Source organism: Paenibacillus sp. FSL L8-0333 (assembly GCF_037965665.1).
Lineage (GTDB): Bacteria > Bacillota > Bacilli > Paenibacillales > Paenibacillaceae > Paenibacillus_AQ > Paenibacillus_AQ odorifer.
Map to the genome: position 1 here is coordinate 4,163,258 of NZ_CP150186.1, position 20,952 is coordinate 4,184,209.

General features: G+C 43.8%; 23 protein-coding genes. All 23 read right to left on the reverse strand.

What is annotated here, in order from left to right; genetic code table 11:
- Positions 1-100 precede the first annotated feature (100 nt).
- Positions 101-802 carry a 30S ribosomal protein S2 gene (gene rpsB, locus NYE72_RS18515; protein ID WP_036688493.1) on the reverse strand — a complete coding sequence of 234 codons (702 nt, stop codon included), beginning with the start codon at positions 800-802 and terminating at the stop codon, positions 101-103.
- Between the two features lie 161 nt (positions 803-963).
- Positions 964-1,620: an endolytic transglycosylase MltG gene (locus tag NYE72_RS18520; protein WP_076100388.1), complete on the reverse strand. Its 657-nt coding sequence runs from the start codon at positions 1,618-1,620 to the stop codon at positions 964-966.
- On the reverse strand, positions 1,617-2,195 hold the full coding sequence (locus tag NYE72_RS18525) for a hypothetical protein (protein WP_339210201.1): 579 nt from the start codon (positions 2,193-2,195) through the stop codon (positions 1,617-1,619). Before NYE72_RS18525 ends, NYE72_RS18520 begins: the two co-directional genes overlap by 4 nt.
- Before the next feature lie 49 nt (positions 2,196-2,244).
- Positions 2,245-2,559, reverse strand: a complete 315-nt coding sequence (locus tag NYE72_RS18530; RefSeq protein ID WP_036688496.1) for a hypothetical protein — start codon at positions 2,557-2,559, stop codon at positions 2,245-2,247.
- A 51-nt stretch (positions 2,560-2,610) separates the two neighbouring features.
- Positions 2,611-4,014, reverse strand: coding sequence for a FapA family protein (locus NYE72_RS18535; RefSeq protein ID WP_076275229.1), 1,404 nt, complete (start codon positions 4,012-4,014; stop codon positions 2,611-2,613).
- A gap of 29 nt (positions 4,015-4,043) precedes the next feature.
- Positions 4,044-4,832 carry a FliA/WhiG family RNA polymerase sigma factor gene (locus NYE72_RS18540; RefSeq protein WP_036688498.1) on the reverse strand — a complete coding sequence of 263 codons (789 nt, stop codon included), beginning with the start codon at positions 4,830-4,832 and terminating at the stop codon, positions 4,044-4,046.
- Between the two features lie 90 nt (positions 4,833-4,922).
- Positions 4,923-5,327 (reverse strand): hypothetical protein, encoded by a 405-nt coding sequence (locus NYE72_RS18545; protein WP_036689092.1) that lies wholly within the window; start codon positions 5,325-5,327, stop codon positions 4,923-4,925.
- Positions 5,328-5,335: 8 nt separating this feature from the next.
- Entirely contained in the window at positions 5,336-5,833 is a 498-nt protein-coding gene (locus NYE72_RS18550) for a chemotaxis protein CheD (RefSeq protein ID WP_036688499.1), read from the reverse strand.
- A complete protein-coding gene (locus NYE72_RS18555) occupies positions 5,826-6,452 on the reverse strand; it encodes a chemotaxis protein CheC (protein WP_036688500.1) in 627 nt (208 codons plus the stop codon). Before NYE72_RS18555 ends, NYE72_RS18550 begins: the two co-directional genes overlap by 8 nt.
- Before the next feature lie 3 nt (positions 6,453-6,455).
- Entirely contained in the window at positions 6,456-6,917 is a 462-nt protein-coding gene (locus NYE72_RS18560; RefSeq protein ID WP_036688501.1) for a chemotaxis protein CheW, read from the reverse strand.
- A gap of 27 nt (positions 6,918-6,944) precedes the next feature.
- Positions 6,945-9,014: a chemotaxis protein CheA gene (locus NYE72_RS18565; protein ID WP_036688502.1), complete on the reverse strand. Its 2,070-nt coding sequence runs from the start codon at positions 9,012-9,014 to the stop codon at positions 6,945-6,947.
- A 34-nt stretch (positions 9,015-9,048) separates the two neighbouring features.
- Complete coding sequence (locus tag NYE72_RS18570) at positions 9,049-10,380, reverse strand: chemotaxis response regulator protein-glutamate methylesterase (RefSeq protein ID WP_076316348.1); 1,332 nt, start codon at positions 10,378-10,380, stop codon at positions 9,049-9,051.
- A gap of 33 nt (positions 10,381-10,413) precedes the next feature.
- On the reverse strand, positions 10,414-11,295 hold the full coding sequence (locus NYE72_RS18575; protein WP_038571955.1) for a MinD/ParA family protein: 882 nt from the start codon (positions 11,293-11,295) through the stop codon (positions 10,414-10,416).
- Positions 11,292-12,686: a flagellar biosynthesis protein FlhF gene (flhF, locus tag NYE72_RS18580; RefSeq protein ID WP_038571958.1), complete on the reverse strand. Its 1,395-nt coding sequence runs from the start codon at positions 12,684-12,686 to the stop codon at positions 11,292-11,294. Before flhF ends, NYE72_RS18575 begins: the two co-directional genes overlap by 4 nt.
- A complete protein-coding gene (gene flhA, locus NYE72_RS18585) occupies positions 12,683-14,716 on the reverse strand; it encodes a flagellar biosynthesis protein FlhA (protein ID WP_036688509.1) in 2,034 nt (677 codons plus the stop codon). Before flhA ends, flhF begins: the two co-directional genes overlap by 4 nt.
- An 18-nt stretch (positions 14,717-14,734) precedes the next feature.
- The gene (flhB, locus tag NYE72_RS18590) at positions 14,735-15,829 is read right to left on the reverse strand and encodes a flagellar biosynthesis protein FlhB (RefSeq protein WP_339210205.1); all 1,095 of its coding nucleotides are present in this window, start codon (positions 15,827-15,829) and stop codon (positions 14,735-14,737) included.
- Positions 15,830-15,851: 22 nt separating this feature from the next.
- Positions 15,852-16,637 (reverse strand): flagellar biosynthetic protein FliR, encoded by a 786-nt coding sequence (gene fliR / locus NYE72_RS18595; RefSeq protein ID WP_076220245.1) that lies wholly within the window; start codon positions 16,635-16,637, stop codon positions 15,852-15,854.
- Between the two features lie 9 nt (positions 16,638-16,646).
- A complete protein-coding gene (gene fliQ, locus NYE72_RS18600) occupies positions 16,647-16,916 on the reverse strand; it encodes a flagellar biosynthesis protein FliQ (RefSeq protein ID WP_076220246.1) in 270 nt (89 codons plus the stop codon).
- A 21-nt stretch (positions 16,917-16,937) separates the two neighbouring features.
- Positions 16,938-17,699, reverse strand: coding sequence for a flagellar type III secretion system pore protein FliP (gene fliP, locus NYE72_RS18605; protein WP_076272331.1), 762 nt, complete (start codon positions 17,697-17,699; stop codon positions 16,938-16,940).
- Positions 17,696-18,220: a flagellar biosynthetic protein FliO gene (locus NYE72_RS18610; protein WP_339210209.1), complete on the reverse strand. Its 525-nt coding sequence runs from the start codon at positions 18,218-18,220 to the stop codon at positions 17,696-17,698. Before NYE72_RS18610 ends, fliP begins: the two co-directional genes overlap by 4 nt.
- Positions 18,221-18,229: 9 nt before the next feature.
- Positions 18,230-18,595, reverse strand: coding sequence for a response regulator (locus tag NYE72_RS18615; RefSeq protein WP_076127811.1), 366 nt, complete (start codon positions 18,593-18,595; stop codon positions 18,230-18,232).
- 26 nt (positions 18,596-18,621) lie between these two features.
- Positions 18,622-19,926 (reverse strand): flagellar motor switch phosphatase FliY, encoded by a 1,305-nt coding sequence (fliY, locus tag NYE72_RS18620; protein WP_036688526.1) that lies wholly within the window; start codon positions 19,924-19,926, stop codon positions 18,622-18,624.
- Positions 19,916-20,914 carry a flagellar motor switch protein FliM gene (gene fliM, locus NYE72_RS18625; protein WP_036688529.1) on the reverse strand — a complete coding sequence of 333 codons (999 nt, stop codon included), beginning with the start codon at positions 20,912-20,914 and terminating at the stop codon, positions 19,916-19,918. Before fliM ends, fliY begins: the two co-directional genes overlap by 11 nt.
- Positions 20,915-20,952 lie beyond the last annotated feature (38 nt).

Sequence of the window (20,952 nt, forward strand, 5' to 3'; positions counted from 1 at the left end):
TACATTATTCAAGGCCTTTATCCTAAAAAAAGGGCAGTGAGAGGTTATCCACCTGCCAACCACCCTTTTCATTTAAGTTCTTGTATGTGCTAGTCGCTACTTAAGCAGTAGTTGTGTCTTCGCCTTGGTGAGCTTCAACAACAGCGTCTGCCATTTTACCAGTCAACAATTTAACAGCGCGGATAGCGTCGTCGTTACCTGGAATTACGTAGTCGATTTCGTCTGGATCACAGTTAGTATCAACGATAGCTACGATTGGAATACCCAATTTGCGAGCTTCTGCAACTGCAATACGCTCTTTACGCGGGTCAATGATGAACAACGCGCTTGGAAGACCTTTCATGTTCTTGATACCGCCCAAGAATTTTTCAAGACGATCTTTCTCTTTGCGAAGAAGGATAACTTCTTTCTTAGGTAGTACTTCAAAAGTACCGTCTTCTTCCCAAGATTCCAATTTCTTCAAGCGATCAATACGCTTTTGGATAGTTTGGAAGTTAGTAAGCGTTCCGCCCAACCAACGTTGGTTAATGAAGAACATACCGGAACGTTCTGCTTCTTCTTTTACGGAATCTTGAGCTTGTTTCTTTGTTCCTACGAATAGGATTGTGCCGTTGTCACCAGCGACGCTTTTTACAAAGTTGTAAGCTTCCTCTACCTTTTTGACTGTTTTTTGCAAGTCAATAATGTAAATTCCGTTTCTTTCAGTGAAGATATAACGATCCATCTTTGGGTTCCAACGACGAGTCTGGTGACCGAAGTGTACCCCAGCTTCTAGAAGCTGTTTCATGGAGATTACTGCCATCTTCACACACCTCCTAAGTTTGGTTTATTGTGTGTCTCCTCCGCCATGCGTCATCTTTCAGCAAGACTTTCTTCAGAAGAAAGCACCCCTTGTCGAAATCAACCGGCGTGTGTTTTAACACCGTCAATTACTATACCATATTATCTCAGTGTATGCAACGATCACTTTAAAGTTATTAATTTCTCTATTATGGAGTCAATACTTTCTCCCTTATTAAAGCTATAAGAACCGGATTGAATTTTGGTATTAATCTTACGTTTGTTTGCAGCCTCTAGAAAAGTAGACTTATCTTTAATGACGCCAGCCTTCGCTAAAATATCTGTTGTTGCGGTCAATGTGCTGCCAGATGGAATTCGAACAGAAACACTAGCATTTGCTGTGACTTTAGGCGTTACAGGAGCTACAGCGGTTGGAGCGGCACTGGCCTTTGGAGTGACCTGTGGCTGCTCAACCTTGCCGTCAGTAGGCGTAGATGGCTTCTTCGGCGCAACGGCTTTATCAGAGCTCTCAGGTACTGTAGGTGACACTACCGGCGTGGGGGAGGCTGCAGCAGCCGGCGCAGAGGGGCTGACGTTCTCCTTGCTTACTACTGTCGATCCCTCGGTCTCTGTGATTTCCTCTTTATTATCATTCTCAGCTTCCCCCGAGGCAGATTCTGCAGATTCATCGATGACTTTCATATTCAATTTTTCAGCACCCTGTAGAACTTGTTCTTTGGTAAGTGGAGCCGCTCCACCGGAGATCATTAACTGAAGTAATAAAGCGCCAGTAATTAGTCCTGTGCCTAGTCCGAACAAGAATGAACGGTTCTTAATCATACCGATTCCTCCTGTTTGGCAAGTTGCAGAATCAGTTGCACTTCCCCTCGCTGAAGTCCAGCCGTCTTGGCAATGGAGTCTATCGATTTGCCCTGCTCATGCAGTTCAAACAATCTTGGGTAACGTAATTTTATCGAACTAATAGGTTTCGCTTTCACATCTGGCGACACTGAACTCATCTCTGCTGGCAGAGACGTATCTTCGTTAACACCAACTTTAACCTTCGAACCTTGTTCAACCGTCACTGCAAGTTCTTTCAAACCCTTCTCTTCCTCGGCCACTCGTGCTTCTAGCTTTAAAGAGCTGTTCTGCAACTCTACCACTTGACTCTGTAATTCATTAACCTGTCCCTGCAGTAAATTATGATTAGTTTGCGATTGTTGTTTAATACTACTAACTAATTGTACCAGTTCCTCATTCTCGCGCTCTATGTCTGCCATATATAGCTCAAGCGTAGCCTCTGTTTCCTTGAGGCTTTGCTGATTAGCTTTTCCTTCCTTTACACGTGCGGGAAGTAAAAGGGCATAAAGAATAGCGGCGACACCTACTAGCACAATATAAACCCATGGTTGCAAGTGCCTTATCTCCTTTTGCATTTCAGATGTAGATTCATGTGGATTCTTATTAAAGACTTAGATCAATGCGTTGGCCTTTGTAAGGATGCTCGGCATCACGGGTTGCAGGCGAGTTCGAGTGTTTATCTGAAGAAGAATTTCCACCTGAATGTGGATTGCCTTTTCCACCGCCATCCCGTAAAGCTGATTCAGAAGACTCATCCACTTCAGTGCTCCGCATGGCCAATTCCTGACTTTGTTTTACATTTTGCCCAGCCAATTGATGTTGGTCGATAGCAGGACGTTGCTGAGATTCATTCTGAAGCTTGCCCGCCTCCGTGGTGCGAGGCAAAGCAATTTGCAGTTCCACCGGTTTTAGGCTCATCTTAACCCTTCTCTCACAAGTAATGGCCGGCCGCAAATGCTGCCCGCCCGATTAATTGTACGGCGTTAAAGATATATCCCCATCACTGTAAATAAACACAACCCGCTCCGTAGCATCCTTAACAAATCGGGTATATCTGCCGATCATGATCTTTGAACCGCCATAAATGGTTTTGATAACCTCAACTCTCGCTCTACCTGTATCTTCTAACATTCTTTCTATCTCTAGCACTCGTTCTTTAATTCTTTTTTCTTCACGTTGATGGGATTGTTTAGTAGCATTTAATTTGACGCGAAGCGCCACTTTATCCGCAGGGAGCTGACCGTTAGTAGCCAATTGATTTAATAGATACAAAGCTTTAGAGGTTTTATCCTCGTTCTCCAGCAGCTGCCGCAACTCTTGACGAAGCTCGTTAATCTCATTTCTAAGCTCTGGAACCACGCCTACCTCAATCACAGTCGCAGTGGACATGGTGTTACCTATAGTTCGTGCTACAACTCTATCTCCAGACTGAACGATTCCACCCACAATCAAACCTTTAGAGCCGTTACAGATAACATCTCTACCAGCACGTATATTGGAATGCATAATACTCTGAGAAACAATTACATCTTCACCAGCGGTTACGTTTCCATCTTGAATGAAAGAAACCTTCACACTTTTCCCAGCAGTAACTTGACCTTTGTTATATCCGATAATTCCACCAGTAATTTCAATGGAACCCCCAGAGATTAACTCTGCACCTTCAACGCCGCCTACAACCCGAATATCACCGGCAGACTTTACAGTGAAGCCTGAAAGGACATTCCCGCGTATGACGACTGTACCTACAAAATCAATATTTCCAGTGCTGTAATCCACATCACCATTCACTTCATATACAGGAAACACATTGATTTTCCCGTTATCAGTTAACGTTACCAGTCCATCAATCGCTGCATACATCGAAGTGCCGTCATTATCAATGAGTACATTTTTCCCGATTTTAAAATGAGCTTCCTTTCCAGCCTTGAAAGCAAGCTCATCACCAGTTACAGTCATCCCTAGCTTTCCAGGCTGGGCAGGGATAATTTTAGCTATTAACTTTCCTTTAAGTACATTACGAAGCCGGACCAAGTCCTTATAGTCGACCTTACCATCCGCTTTCTCAAGCGGTTTGCGGTCCTCTTCCAGATCTACTGTAAGCATAACTCGTCCATCCGTGCCATGCACAGCAGGATAACCTGCAGCAATCGGAACTTTACTCCAAAAAAACTCCTCAGGATGACTACAAATACGTTCGACAACATCACTCTTGATACCGTAGCGAATATTGTGACTGTGCAGGAAGGCTTCCAGTTCTGTAGATGAGCAGGAAAAATTCTCATCCTTTTTGGAGAACTGCAAATACGCGATCCCTTTGTCCTCCGAAAAAGTTATACTCAAGTACTGATTCAAAGCATATTGACCGATCAAATTTTGCTCCCCCTTGTCACCGCTAACGGTTAATCGTTCTGCATAAGGAGATCACGGTTCTTCTCGAGCGTTCCCCTCAGCCGCAAAATAGCTTTGGAATGCAACTGCGAAATTCTTGAAGGAGATAACGACATGACCTCAGCAATCTCACTTAAAGATAAATCTTCATAATATAAAAGGGACACAACGGTCCTTTCTTTCACCGTTAATTTCTCAATACCTTTGGTGAGCGCTTCGCGCAAGTAGAATTCATTTACCTTGCTATCCGGATTCTTAGCTTTATCGTCCACCAGTATGGACATTCGGGTCTCTGATTCCTCTTCACGAATCGGGTCTTCCAGTGAGCAAAGTGACATCACAGCCACATCCTGCAACATATTTTGAAATTCCAGTTCACTAATATTAAGGTATTGGCTCATTTCCTCGTCACTAACTGACCTTAAGTGCTTCTGCTCCAGCTGCTGATAAGCGTCCTCGATTTTTTTAGCTTTTTCCCGAACGGATCTAGGTACCCAATCACTTTGGCGTAATGAATCTAATATCGCACCACGCACACGCCAGGACGCATAGGTCTGAAATTGCAATCCTCGTTTGTAGTCGAATTTCTCAATCGCATCAATTAGTCCCATAACCCCATTGCTGGCTAAATCATCTTTGGATACATTTTTGGGTAATCCCACAGCCAAACGACTGGATACATAATCAACAATATGGAGATAACTCTCTATCAGCTTCTTTTTGGCTTCAGGGTCTCTGTGTTCTTTCCACTGTTCCCATAGCTCGTCAGTTTCCAATTGAGAAGCTTTACGCTCGTTCAATAGCTTTCACCCTTCCCAAAGTTTAGTCAGCGAGCATTCGCGGCGAAATGTACCTTCCAATAAGATCACCGATTCCGCCTCAGCCCTCACTTATTCTTCTTTCAGGTGACGAACGGCCTTGGCCAATTCTTCAGGATCCTTCATCGAAACTAGCTTAGGAGGTGTAAGAGGCTTAAATCCCTCGCTATTTTCGTTTCCTTGTCCTGGCTTCGGTTTTAGTAGATTGATTAATTCTTCATCCTCATTAGGGGTGCTGATGTCCAGCTTCGCCCCAAGTTCTTCACCGCCAGTGTCCACTTCATCCGGAGGCGATGTTTGAATCATAATAAAACCCAATACCCATCTTAAGAGAAAAGCAAGCAGAAACCAGATGATAAATGCAATTAGGCTTCTTAATAAACTAGTACCCAATACATTGTTACTGTAGGTTACAAAAAAGGTAAATATGAAACCTACCAAACCCGACACCAAGTTTATCAAAATGTTTCCAATCATATTCATAATTATAGTTCCTTAGCGCCTTTTTGCACACTGCGAATAAACAATATACCAGTGTTGCAGGCTATTTCTATCGTACGGCCATAATTGCCGCCTGTGTCTTCTGCGATTAACGGAATTTTTAAATTTTCAAGTGCTAGTTTACAAGATTCAACATTACGAGGCCCGATCCTCATGGTGTCGCTCCCCCCGGCAAAGGCAAACATTTGTGAACCTCCGGCCATCTTGGCTACGATCCGGCTCCGAACCGCCCCAAGCTCTAGCAGACGGGATAAGAGCTCCGGCACTGCGGTATCTGCAAACTTAGCGATGTTTAACTGCCCTTCCCTAGCAATCTCAGATGATGGGAGCATCACATGCGCCATCCCTGCGAGCTTTTTTCCAGGGTCAAACAATGTTAATCCCACGCAGGAGCCAAGACCTGTGGTACGAATTAAACTATCTTGGCTGCCAACGTTAAGATCCGCCATCCCTACTTTAATAATGCTTTGTTCTTCAATCATTTTCAAAAGGAACTCCTAGCGATTTGAAGATTTTCGGGAATGATTCCGGATCGGGAATAAGGAAAAATTGCCCTTCAATTTCGTTTTTCCCCTCAAAGAAGGTAGTGTCGATCAACAATGCATCGTCCCCCATCTGCCCGAATTGCAGCAGACCGTAGCTAAGGATGGCGCCAGCCATGTCCATAGCAAGGGCCGGAACCGTTGGATACATAGAAAGTGAGGTGAAGTCTGCTAGAGAAGAAAGATACGAACCTGCCAAAATATTGCCAATTTCGCTTAGCGCAGAAAGTTCCATTTCTCCAAGCTCTTCATCACTCGACAGCTCAATGCCTGCAATACGACTAAGCAAGTTCATTGCCGCTTCTGGTGACAGAATGAAAAACAGGTTACCTGGAGCTTCACCCTCCACACGTAGAAACACCGCATATACTAGTTCTTCGGCTCCGCCAACTTTATCAGTAATTTCTTCAAAGTTAAGGAGCTGTACCTTAGGAACAGCCATATCTATCGGCTTGTTCAAGAGCTGTGATAATGCGGTGGCTGCATTTCCAGCTCCAATGTTCCCAACTTCCTTAAGCACATCCATTTTGAAATCCTTATAGTGCTTAAATAGTTCCACAGGTTAGCCCTCTAGGCTTTCTAATTGAACGATTTCGCTTTTGTTAAGCACTTCTGACAAGTTGAGCATAATCAGTAAGCGCTCGTCTCCAATCTTGGCCACCCCATCCAAATACTTCGCCTTGATGCCGCCAACAACATCAGGAGGTGTATCAATAGAATCTCTGTTCAGATCTATAACATCATTTGCAGAGTCTACAATGAAGCCTACTTCCATTTCATTAACAGATACGATGATGATTCTTGTCTGATCGGTGTGTTCAGCCTCTTCGATGCCGAAACGGCCCCGTAAATCAATTACAGGAATAACAACACCACGTAAATTAATTACACCTTTGATAAATGAATAGGTCTTAGGTACACGAGTAATGGGCATCATGCGCTCAATAGTTTGTACCTTCTCAACTTCAATTCCATATTCCTCTACGCCTAATTTGAACACTATCACTTTAATATCTTCAGCCATGGAATGAACCTCCCTGTTCTATCCTAGTTATTTAATAAAAGCGTTGGGATCAATAATAAGTGCTACTTGACCATCACCAAGAATGGTTGCGCCAGATATTCCTTGTACATCAGGCAAATATTTACCCAGATTCTTAATCACAACCTCGTTCTGGCCAATAAAATCCTGTACTGCTAAGGCAACTAATCTTTCTCCCTTGCGCACAACTACGATTTCTGTTTCTTCTTCGGTACTCTCATCATAATCTGGTACTGAAAAGAGACGACTTAGCGAAACCAGAGGAATATGTGAATCACGGAATTCTACCATTTTATTGCCATGGATTGTACGGATCTGAGATTGCTTCACGATTCCGGTTTCCACTATAGAGGTCAAAGGAATGGCATACTTCTCAGAACCTAAACGGATAAGCATTGCAGCAATGATAGATAGAGTTAGAGGCAGTTGTACTGAGAAATTTGTTCCTTTACCTGGAGCAGAATAAATCGTTACATTGCCGCCCAAAGAAGAAATCTTAGATTTCACAACATCTAGCCCTACCCCGCGCCCTGAAACATCAGAAATGACCTCTGCTGTACTGAAGCCTGGGGCAAATAACAACTGAAAAGCTTCGTCGTCTGACATACTGGCTGCCTGCTCTTGTGTTATAACACCCTTCTTCACAGCAGATTTCAGAACCTTCTCCGGATAAATCCCTGTTCCATCTTCTTCGATCTCAATGAAGACGTGATTACCACTGTGGAAAGCCCGCAAATAGACCGTTCCGGTCTCCGGCTTACCAGCAGCAACACGATCCGCAATGGATTCGATACCATGGTCAACTGCATTACGCAATAAATGCACCAGCGGATCCCCGATTTCGTCAATGACCGTTCGGTCTAGCTCAGTTTCTGCTCCTGTGATGATAAGATCTACTTTTTTGTCTAGTGACTTGGCTAGATCACGAATCATACGTGGGAATCGGTTAAATACTGTATCTACTGGAACCATCCGCAGCTTCATTACAATATTCTGGAGATCTCCACTTACCCGGCCCATATGCTCAACCGTTTCTGTAAGATCACCATTTTGAACCTCAGAAGCCAGCTGTTCCAATCGGACACGGTCGATAAGAAGTTCACTGAATAAATTCATCAACACGTCCAAACGTTCAATATCTACACGAATGGTACGTGATGGTGCACCACCTGTTTTGTGAGCTGCCGGTTTGTTGCCCTCTTCTTTGGTTGGCAGGGGTTTAGCGGCAGAAGCCGCAGGTGCAGCTGGAGCCTCAGTAGTCGTGACAGCCACTTCAGAGGCAGCTGCTGCTGTTTCTTGACCCAGCTGTTGCAGAGAGTCTTGATCCAACGCTACTGCCGATACCTTATCAATCTCAGACAGATTTAGTATCATAGCCTGAATTTGATCAGCACTTTTTTGAGTTATGTAATATAGAGAGAAGCTTTGATCAAATTTCTCTTGTTCAATATCCTGAACGGATGGGAAGGATTTAACCACTTCACCTGAACGCTCCAAAAGATCAAACACCATATATGCACGTACTGCCTTAAGCTGACAATCCTTACGAATGGTTACGTCCACATATAATACTTGATGCCCTTCTTGAATCGACTGTTCTAGAACAGAAAATTGAAACTCATCTAAATGAATCGGGGTTTCAACCGCTTGTGCAGCAGGTCCTGAGACAGAAGCTGCCTCACCACCCGCAACAGGAATCTCTCCCCGGACTATAGCCTGTAAGGAGGAGACGATAGACGAAACATCCGCTTTACCCTCGCCTCCTCCCGTAATATCCTCAACCATAGACTCCAAGGCATCCAAACTTTTGAACAACGTATCAAAAATGAAATCCTGCATGCGCAGTTTGTTGTTGCGTACCAAATCAAGAACATTTTCCATTTGGTGTGTGAGTGAAGCCAAATCTTCAAAGCCCATAGTTGCTGCCATACCTTTTAAGGTATGCGCAGAGCGGAATATTACCTGTACAATACTAATGTCCTCAGGATTCGCTTCCAGCCCCATCATGCTCTCGTTCAATGACTGCAGATGATCGTTCGACTCATCAATAAACATGGATAAATATTGGTTCATGTCCATCAGTGAGCACCTCCCCTTTGAGTTCGCTTTTCTGTTATTTAACAGCTTGCACCAGCCTTGGAGCAATTTCTTGCAAAGGCAGTACGTGCTGGACGCACTGTAATTCCACCGCAGATCGCGGCATTCCATATACGACACAAGTTTCTTCGCTTTCAGCAAAGGTTGAGGTTACCCCAGAGTCGTATAAGGATTTCATCATTCTTGCCCCATCACTACCCATCCCTGTCATTAGTAACAAATGACGTTCTAACGATGTGAGCGGCAGCAATGATTCAAATAAAACATCCACAGAAGGTCGATGGCCATTACGCGCCTCCTCCTTTGTGAGTACAACCACATATTGCCCTCTAGAGGATGGGACAACTTGTAAATGATAGCCTCCAGGTGCTATATAAGCAGTTCCTTTTTGCAATATCATCCCCTGCTCAGCTTCAATCACTTCTAGCGGGCTAAAGGTATTCAGTCGCTGGGCTAGTGATTTGGTAAAGTTAGGCGGCATATGCTGCACGATAACAATAGGCGCTGGAAAATCCGCAGGAATCTTCTCCAGAAATACCTTTAGAGCACGTGGTCCACCTGTAGAGCACCCCACGGCAACCAACTTTTGCAGATCATTACTCCCATACTTCCGGACCTGAGGATTTGCAGGAGCGTCAGAAGACACTTCCACTTTAGGTTTAGGCAACGGTTTTGGTGGGGTAGCGTTATTCTCTACTCTTGACCTTGCATTACTCTTTTCTGATAAAGGTGGTGGAGTAGAGATTAATGGTTTGGCTGCTCTTTTAGGAACAGTATGATCTAACGGCTGCTTCACCCGCGGTTTTTTGATCACTTCATTTTTGAGTGAAGCTTTAGGTTCTACCTTGGGTTTGCCGGGCATCACTCTCGGTACAGTTGGCGGTGCGACTTCTACTGGCGGTATGTCTGGCAACTTAAATGCAGAAGCACGTGCTTCGCGCTGCTCCCGGGCCATCATAGCCTCTTTCATTTGTTCCCTTAAGGATTCTCCCACTCCCATGATATCCTGAGAGTTGGTAATCGAAGGTTTACGAATAAAGTCAAAAGCGCCCCATTCCAGTGCAAGAATGGTTTCCTTCATGCCCTCTTCATTGATCCCTGACAGCATAATCACTGGCAGAGGGTCTGAGGCCATTATTATTTTCAGCGCTTCCAGGCCGTTCATTTCTGGCATTTCTACATCCATGGTAACCAGATCTGGACGAAGCTCATTGATTTTTTCGATAGCCTCACGACCGTTTTTTGCTGTTGCCGTCACCTGAAAGTCAGCGTCATTTTCAATTAAATCGGAAATGATCTTGCGCATAAATGCCGAATCATCAACAACCAATACTTTATATGGCTTCATATCATTTCCACCTCTGTCCCAAATTCAGAACAACTATTTACTCCGCTTTAACCATTTATGGATAAAGCCTTTAATCCCTTGGACTTTTGTGGTCTTTTTAGAATCAATGGTCAAATAACTTAGGGCAAGCCGATGTATATCTTTTGCAGCAATACTGTTTGGAAAAGCCAATGTGAATGGCGTTTGCCTTTTGACAGCTTGCACTACATGGGCATCTGAGCTTATATGACCAAGATAAGAAATATCTAATTGCAAAAAACGACTGGCGGCCATTCGGATCTTGTCGCTTGTCGCTATGGCTTCCCTTTCATCACCTGCCTGGTTCACAATCAATTTAAAGGAAGTCTCAGGATAGGAACGATTCACAACCTTCATTAATGCGTATGCATCTGTGATAGCTGTTGGTTCTGGTGTAGTAACCACTAGGCAATCGTCGGCAGAAGTTATAAACTTCATCGTTTCCTTAGATAATCCAGCACCAGTATCGAACAAAATATAATCCATGCTGTCCGCGATAAGTGTTATCTGATTTGTGAAATAATCAAGATCAGACTCTGAAAGAGTGAATAGCTCATCCATTCCAGAGCCACCTGCTATAAAAGGGAGCGAATTCGGACCGTATTGAATAATCTGCTCGATATCCGCTTCTCTTTTTAACAAATGATAAAGATTATATCTCGCCGATACGCCCATCAACACATCTATATTAGCCATGCCGATATCTGCATCGAACAGCAAAACCCGTTTGCCCATAGCCTTTAAAGTTAGAGCGAAGTTAAGTGTAAAATTCGACTTACCAACGCCCCCTTTACCACTACACACCGTAATGATCCTGGCGGATGATCCCCCTCTTACAGCTACTTTAGAATCCTGACTGGATACAAGCTGTCTTAAGGATTGTGCCTGATCCATCATGTTTCACCTGTTCCAAGAAGCAACTCACTCAGCTGTCCTTTGGTAGCCATAAGCAGGTCATCAGGAACATTTTGACCATCGGTCATATAAGACAAGGTAAGCGGGAAGTCATTCAGGACATTAAAGAGCGGGCCGTAACTCCCCGTCTCATCCAGCTTTGTGAAAATAACCTTATCCAGTCTATATCTGCCGAAATGCTCTGCAATAAGTTTCATATCACGGCTTTTCGAGGTCAAGCTAAGCACAAGATAAGTTTCACTTCTCAATTCCTTCGCAAGCAAGCTTTGCAGTTCGGCTACTAGCATATCATTACGATAATTTCGGCCAGCTGTATCCATTAATACTAGATCACAACTCTCCAAGCGAAAGAGTGCTCTTTGCAAATCTCCTGGCGATTGGACAACCTCCAATGGAACATTGAGAATAGCAGCGTAGGTTCGCAACTGTTCCACAGCTGAGATTCTATACGTATCGGAGGTGATAAAACCTACCTTGCGTCCGTGCTTAAATAGCTGTTCTGCCGCAAGCTTAGCTATGGTTGTGGTCTTTCCAACTCCAGTGGGTCCGGCAATATATACAATTTGAGTATCCCGGGCAATTCCATCAGCAATTCGTCCCGTCAGGAAACCATCAATCTGTTCTTTAAGAGATCCCATAAATTTCTCTGGTCCCCAAGTACGCCCTTCATCCACCCAACGTTCCGAGATGTTACTGATCCATTCCTCAACAAGCACAGCATCCATTTCTTGCTCTAATAAAAGATCCCGTAGCTCCTGCAGACTGTCTGGCAGTTCTCTTCCACCTGAGGATTGTCTGGCAATTCGCTCCATCCAGAGCTTCATATCTCTAATCTCACGAAGAACATCATTTTCGAGAGCAGTGGCAACCTCTGGCGATTGTTCTAATCCTAATGATTCATACAACGCTGATATAGAAGGTGCATCTTCCAGATTTAATTCAGGAAGTTTTTGCTCAGGTTCTGGCTCCGGATGCTTGGCTATCGATTCTTGTACATTGATAGCTTCCGATAAGGCTGCAGCAATCTCTGCAAACGTCCGTGACTCTTCTGGCTTTTCTAATGAAACAGAAGGTACGGAAGGTATAGAAGGTGTAGAAGGTGTAGTGGAAGCAGATGAAGCTTTTTGATAAGCCTGTGGTACTGCACTCCGTGGAATGTTCATCGCTGGCGCAGCCGGCTTTTTTGGAACATTATTCTTCTCTGCCTTTTCTACTGCTGCTACAACTTCTATTTTTTTCTTCTTAAATAACCCTAAAAATCCGCCGATTTTGATTTCCTTTGTACTTAAAATGACGGCCTCGCTCCCAAGCTCGTTGCGAATGGAAAGCATGGCGTCAGGCATCGAATCGACCACGTAGCGCTTCACTCTCATAAATTCACCACTCCGACGCTTTGTATTTCAATGTTAGGCTCTAGCTCGCTATAAGACAGTACAGGAATATCCTGCATCGTTCGTTCAATCACCTGCCGCAAATACATACGAATGGTTGGTGATGTGAGCACTATTGGCTGTTGCCCTGTCTGCAGCAATCGATTAATCTGTTCACTTAACCGCTGATAGATCGTTTGTGTCGAAGTTGGATCTAGTGCCAAATAACTTCCCTGTTCAGATTGCTGCACACTCTCGGAAATTTTCTTTTCAAGATTAGGCCCCACCGTGATGACTTTCAGCGTCTCTCCTACTTGTGAGAATTGCTGGGTAATCTGTCTGGACAAGGACTGACGAACATATTCAGTGAGAATATCAGGATCCTTGGTGTATGTCCCATAATCCGCCAATGTCTCAAAAATCGTAACCAAATCTCTGATCGATATTTTTTCACGAAGCAGCTTAGCAAGAACCTTCTGCACATCCCCAATCGCCAATACGGAAGGAATAAGATCGTCGACGAGCACTGGATAATTATCCCTAAGGTTGTCCACCAGCATCTTAGTTTCTTGTCTTCCTATCAGCTCATGTCCATGACGTTTGATTAACTCCGTCAGATGTGTTGCGACAACAGATGGAGGGTCTACTACAGTATAGCCGGACAATTCAGCCCGCTCTTTAACCGATTCATCAATCCATAATGCTGGAAGCCCAAAGGATGGTTCGATGGTCTCAATACCGTTTATAGATTCATCATCATATCCTGGACTCATTGCAAGGTAATGATTAAGTAATAATTCACCACCGCCGACTGTATTTCCTTTAATTTTTATGACATATTCATTCGGTTTTAGTTGAATATTGTCGCGAATGCGAATAACAGGTACTACAAGACCCATTTCTAGGGCACATTGCCGTCGAATCATGATGATACGATCTAGCAGATCGCCTCCCTGACCTGTATCCGCCAAAGGAATAAGACCATAACCAAACTCGAATTCAATGGGATCAACTGAAAGCAAATTAATGACACTTTCCGGACTTCGTACCTCTTCAATCTGCTTCTCTTCAACAAGTTGCTCTTCGGCAATCTGTTTCTTATTTAAATTTTGTCCCATACGGTAGGCTGCAAAAGCCAGCAATCCGGCCAATGGGAGCGTTGTAATCATATGTATGGGTGTAAAGAGTCCAAGAAAAGCTACCGTAACTGCGACAATATACAACAATTTCGGATAGGACAACAACTGTCCTGTCAGCTCTTCTGCAAGATTACCTTCCGAAGAAGCTCTAGTAACAATCAAGCCGGCTGCTGTCGAAATAAGCAAAGCTGGAATTTGACTGACAAGACCGTCCCCGATGGTCAATACAGAATAAGTGGATAACGCAGTAGCAAAGTCCATCCCGTGAACCATCATACCGATAATAAATCCACCGATGAGATTGATCAGCAAGATGATAATACTCGCAATCGCGTCTCCTTTAACGAATTTACTCGCACCGTCCATGGCTCCGAAAAAATCCGCTTCGCGTTCTACGTTACGCCGGCGCTCACGTGCCTGGGTTTCGTTAATCATGCCTGCGTTAAGATCGGCATCAATACTCATTTGCTTACCGGGCATCGCATCCAAGGTAAATCTAGCGCCTACCTCAGCTACGCGCTCTGAACCTTTGGTGATAACAATAAACTGAACTACTACCAAGATCAGAAACACGATAAACCCAACAGCAATTTGTCCGCCAGCGATCCAGCTACCGAAAGTAGATACCACTGAACCGGCATCTCCGTAAGTCAGGATCAGTTTTGTAGTCGAGATGTTAAGTGACAGACGAAACAGTGTGGTTACTAGGAGCAATGAAGGGAAAATTGAGAATTCGAGTGCATTTTTCGTATTCATAGCAACCAGAATGATAATTAATGCGATTGAGATGTTAATAACAAGCAAAACGTCCAATAGCCAGGACGGGATAGGCAGAATCATCATAAGCACGATCCCGATGATGCCTAGCAAAACTGTTAAATCTTTAGCTTTCAATGTCCTAACCCCCCCGCCTTATCTCCTCTTACCTTTAAGCTTATATACATATGCCAGCACTTCAGCCACAGCCTGGAACAGATCATTTGGAACGACATCTCCAATCTCTGCCCTTTGGAATAATGCCCGTGCCAGCGGTTTGTTTTCCATAGTCACGACGCCGTGCTCTTTAGCCAGCTCCCGGATGCGAAGTGCTACATAATCCTGACCCTTTGCTATAATCTGCGGCGCTTCCATCTTGGTACCGTCATATTTAAGCGCAACAGCAAAGTGCGTAGGATTCGTAATGATTACATCCGCATTTGGAACTTCCTGCATCATACGCTGCATGGCCATTCTACGTTGGCGTTCCCTGATCTTACCTTTGATTAGAGGGTCACCCTCCATTTTTTTGTATTCATCCTTGATATCCTGCTTGGACATTTTCAGGCTTTTTTCATGCTCGTACTTCTGATACATGTAGTCCAGAAAAGCCATAGCCAATAGGGCAGCCCCGATTTTCAAACCAAGACTCATCGTCAGCTTGGCCGCAAATTTAAAAATCCCCTCCGCACTGATATGCGACAGGGATGCAAAGTTCTTCTTTTCTCCCCATAAAGTGCTATATACCAGATAAGCGATAATTAGAAGCTTAAATATGGATTTCAGGAACTCGACAAACGAACGCATGGAGAAAATATTTTTGAACCCTTTTATCGGATTAAGCTTGCTGAATTTAGGGGTGATCCCCTCTCCTGTGGTCATAAATCCCACCTGCGCCAAATTGCTTACCAGCGCCATAACAAAAACTATTCCAAGTAATGGAGCTAGCAAAATCAGTATTTGTAGTCCATATTGATTAAATAGCAGCGTTATATTCTCAGGAGTAACCTCCATTGTCATTTGATTCTGAAATACGTCCATATATAGCTTCATGAAGCGCTCTTTCATAAAACCACCAAACATCATCAAGCTAACTATTGCTGATAACAATACAACTGCACCGGATAGCTCAGCACTTTTGGCTACTTGACCCTTCTTACGAGCATCTTGCCGTTTCTTCGGGGTTGCTTTTTCCGTCTTTTCACCGGCGAATTGTTGAAGATCCAGTCTATACCGCTTCGTCTTAGGCATAATACGCTCCCCTTACGGTCACCTACGGACTCTTCCCCATGAGACTCAATAAATTCTCCATGGATTCGAACATGATATCGAAGAGATTCTGAAACAGCACAGCCAGACCAGGCATGAGCACTAAAAGCAGTGCAAGACCTATAATGATTTTGAGCGGAACCCCAATAACAAATACATTATATTGCGGAGCCGTTCTCGCCAAGAAAGCAAGGCCAACATCAGTCAGAAACAGCGCAGTTACTAAAGGAGCCGACATTTGAAAAGCGAGTACAAAGGACTGCACAAATGTTCGAACCAGAAACTCTGATAAACTACCGTCAATCATGCCTAGAAATAAATCATTATTCATAGGAACCCATTTATAACTGTACACAATAGCATCTAGCAGATGGTGATGACCATTCATGCTCAGAAACATTAGCAGGGCAATCATATATTTGAAATTACCGATAACAGGTGCAGATGTTCCAGTCATAGGATCAATGACATTAGCAATACCGAAGCCAATCTGAATATCTATAAACGAACCTGCTGTCTGAATCGCCATAAACATCAAATATCCAATGAAACCTAGCAATAAACCTATTAATACCTCTCTGGCAATCAGCAAAATATAACTGAAATCCTGCGGGATTGTAAGTCCTGTTCCGTTAGCACTAAAGACAACCAATGCTACAAAAAAAGAAATGCCAATCTTAAAGGTTGTCGGGACCCCTTGTGAAGAAAATACAGGAACGACAACAAAAAAAGCGGTTATTCGACAAAAAATAAGCAAAAAGACGGGTAAACTTTGCAGTATGGTCTCCATGTTCATTGTTTAACCAATATACATGTAGAGATTACCTAAAATTTGGCTTGTAAAGTCAATCAGCTTCGTGACGATCCACGGACCAAATAGCAATAAAGCCAGTAGCACTGCGACGATTTTGGGAACAAACGCTAGCGTCTGTTCCTGAATCTGTGTCGTAGCCTGAAAAATACTGATTATTAGTCCTACCACCAGACCAAGAATCAGCATGGGTGCGCTGACTTCCAGCACTAAATATACGGCTTGGCTTGCTAGCCCGATTATAAACTCCGTACTCATCCCTCATGCCTCCTCTTTAGGTCAGGTGTTAAAACTAAGAAGTAGTGATTTAATGACTAAGTACCAGCCGTCTACCAGTACAAAGAGCATTATTTTAAAAGGTAATGAAATCATAACCGGGGGAAGCATCATCATCCCCATGGCCATCAGTGTGCTCGCCACAACAATATCAATAATCAGGAATGGTATGAAAATTAAGAAGCCCATTGTAAAAGCTTTTTTCAATTCACCAATTGCGAAAGCTGGCACCATCACCGTCAGTGGAATATCACTGTATGTAGCCGGCTTAGTAGATCCGGTATAACCGGTGTATTTCATAAATAACAGAAGATCTTTGGTGTTCGTCTGTTTAAACATAAATTCTTTCATCGGATCAGCAGCTTTATCAAAAGCCTCGGTCTGGGAGATTGTCCCCTTCATATACGGCTGCAACGCATTTTCATTCACTGTGGCCAGCGTTGGTGACATAATGAACAGGGTCAGAAACAGAGCAAGTCCTACCAGCACCTGGTTCGGAGGCATATTCTGAGTACCCAGCGAGGTTCTCACAAAACCTAATACGATTACAATTCTAGTAAAGCTAGTCATAAGAACCAGAAACGCCGGAGCAATACTCAGAACCGTAACAAGAAGAAGAATTGATATGGAACTGGTACCACTGCTTGAACCTTCATTACCGACCTGAATATTAACATTAGGTATAGGATCAGCATGTATCGGCGTCATCATAACCACACTGATAATACCGAACAGCAGAATAGCAAGAATTAGCTTCTTTTTCATATATTCCTCGACTCATCCTTAGTAACATCATCCCGAAGCAGCTCTTCCATTTTCTCTTTGCGCTCTGGTGCAGAACGAAGCTTGGATTGCAGAGTCTCGTAAAAAGATGATGTTTCACTAAGTTCAATTTCCTGAGATGGAACCTCCCCACGCAGCTTTACCTTTACCTTGGCAATAAGCGGTGCGAGGAAATTATTCTGGTTAGAGGACTGACCCTCAAATGCCGCAATGATCAATGCAACCTCATCCGGATCGGTGACTTTATCCAAAATGGATATATTCTCACCAATCCCGATTAAGTAAAGACTGCTTCCCAGTTCGATAACCTGCATCGACTTATTAGGTCCAAGCCCTATTGCACCAAGCGTTCTTATAGAACGGTTGCTCATAAAGGTTTGATTACGTCGTCCAAGAAAACGAATCAGTACCACTATAAGTACAATGATTATCGCCAGGACAATAATAACTTTAAACAAATTCAGCAGGGTGTTACTGCTTCCGAGCGTTTCGGAATATAACATGACTTTATCCTACGCGCCCAACGTTTTGTTAATAGCTTCGATAACCCGGTCAGCTTGGAAAGGCTTCACAATAAAGTCTTTAGCTCCTGCTTGGATTGCATCGATAACCATAGCCTGCTGGCCCATGGCTGAACACATAATAACCTTTGCAGCCGGATCTACTTTTTTGATTTCTTTCAGGGCGGCGATTCCGTCCATCTCAGGCATAGTAATATCCATCGTGATGAGGTCCGGACGCAGTTCCTTGAATTTTTCTATCGCTTGAGAACCGTCCTGAGCTTCGCCCACTACTTCAAATCCGTTTTTCGACAAAATGTCACGGATCATCATTCTCATAAATGCTGCATCGTCCACGATTAGAATTCGGTTAGCCATTTTTACAAAATCCTCCCTAAGTATGCTTATTGTAATTTCTGAATTCGGTCCCACTGGCTGACGATATCCGTAACGCGTACGCCAAAGTTTTCGTCGATAACAACGACTTCACCTTTGGCAATAAGCTTGTTGTTAACCAAAATATCTACAGGCTCACCTGCGAGCTTGTCCAGCTCAATAATTGAGCCTTGTGACATTTCTAAAATATCTTTGATCTGCTTCTGGGTCCTTCCTAATTCTACGGTTACTCTAAGCGGTATGTCCATCAATAAATTTAAATTATTTTCATCAATATGACCAAAGGCCCCACCATTCAGATTTGCAAATTGCACAGGCTGTACATTTACATTGCGATTTGCCTCAGAATTAAGCGGTGGTGTCTGTCCATATGGCATCCCTTGCGGTGGCATACCGTATGGTGGCATCCCAGGCATTCCATAAGCCGGCATACCCGCTGGAGGATAATAATACCCGCCTTCTGGCATCCCTGGATACGCTGGCATACCCTGCGGTGGATATGGTGGTTGCGTTCCTCCTGCGGGCTGTGAGGGCGCCTGTTGCACCGGAGGTGCTGGAGGTGGTGTCTCCGCAGAATTAGTCATAGCAGGTGTTTCAGCCATTGTGACCGCTGCCTCCTCCTCTGCCGGACTAACATCACCAAGTAGCATGGATACCATATCTTTTGCGAACTGAACAGGCAAGAGCTGCATAATAGTAGAATCTATCAAATCACCAATTTTAAGCCGGAACGAAATACGAATTAGGGTTTCATCGTCTGGCAGACTGCCTACTCCTTCTCCGCTGGACATATTCAAAATGTCGATACCCGGAGGCGAGATATTAACAAAACGATTAAAAATCGTAGACATCGATGTAGCAGAAGAACCCATCATTTGATTCATAGCTTCTTGCACAGCGCTAATATGAATTTCATTCAACTCTTCATCCTTAGGTTCACCAGCACCGCCAAGCATCAGATCGGCAATGACCTGTGCATCCCTAATCTTAATAACAAGTGAGTTAATCCCTTGAAACCCATCCACATATTGAACGTGAACAGCTACATGCGGTTTAGGAAAAGCAATTTCAAACTCCCCGCGTGTAATGATCGAAACTTGAGGGGTTGTAATATCTACTTTTTTCCCTAGTAAAGTGGAAAGTGCTGTTGCTGCACTGCCAAACGTTATATTACCAATTTCGCCCAAAGCATCCTGTTCAAACGGTGTTAGATAGTCATCTACCGTTTTCTCCGTAGGAGCTAATGAGCCCTCCGCAGATTGTCTCAGAAGGGCGTCGATTTCTTCTTGGGATAAATAATCTTTACTCGTCAAATTCTTCAACTCCTTCATTGACAATTTCGTCTATTTGCACGGCTACCCTATCTTTAACCATTCCGGGACTTCCGATGAACTTAAGCTTCTCCCCTACCTTAATTGACAGTCCAGAATCTACGTTTCTGTTGAGAGAAATCACGTCACCGACACTAAGCCCTAGGAATTCAGATATGGATAAGCTCGATTCTCCAAGTTCAGCAACAATCGGCAGCTTCGCTTTATGAACTCTAGCTCTAATGGCCAGTAGCTCATCTTCATCCCGCGTCTTCTTCTCTGTCACAAACCATTGGTGAACAGAAAGTCTGGACATGATAGGCTCTAAAACGACATGCGGTATACAAAGATTGATCATGCCTGTTGTATCTCCAATTTTGGTACTTAGAGAGATTAATGCAATGGTCTCATTGGGCGATACAATCTGCATGAACTGCGGGTTCGTCTCAAGAGCTTCCATCCGTGGATGAATATCCAGCACCGTTTTCCAAGCCTCCTGCAGACTCTCAAAACATCTACTAAAGATACGCTCCATAATCGTTGTTTCGATCTCAGTTAGAGCATTAATCTTAGAAGGTGCAGTTCCAAAGCCCCCAAGCAACCTGTCCAGCATAGCAAAAGCAATGTTTGGATGAACTTCCATTACCATGCGGCCCTCTAAAGGTTCAGCTTCAAAAATGTTCAATATCGTCATTTTCGGTATGGAGCGAATAAATTCATCATAAGGGAGCTGCTCTACTTGAACGACATTAATCTGAACGAAGGTGCGCAATTGGGCTGAAAAATACGTTGTAAGATAACGGGCGAAATTGTCATGTATCCGTGTAAGACTGCGGATATGATCTTTGGAAAAGCGGACAGCCCGTTTAAAGTCATAAGAGCGGATTTTCTTCTGAGTTTCTTCCTTTTTAAGTTCATCGGCGTCCATCTCACCTGAAGAAAGTGCAGCAAGTAGAGCATCAATTTCGTTTTGTGATAGTACATCAACCAATTCAATCACCCCCCTATCAAAGAATTATCAGGAATAAA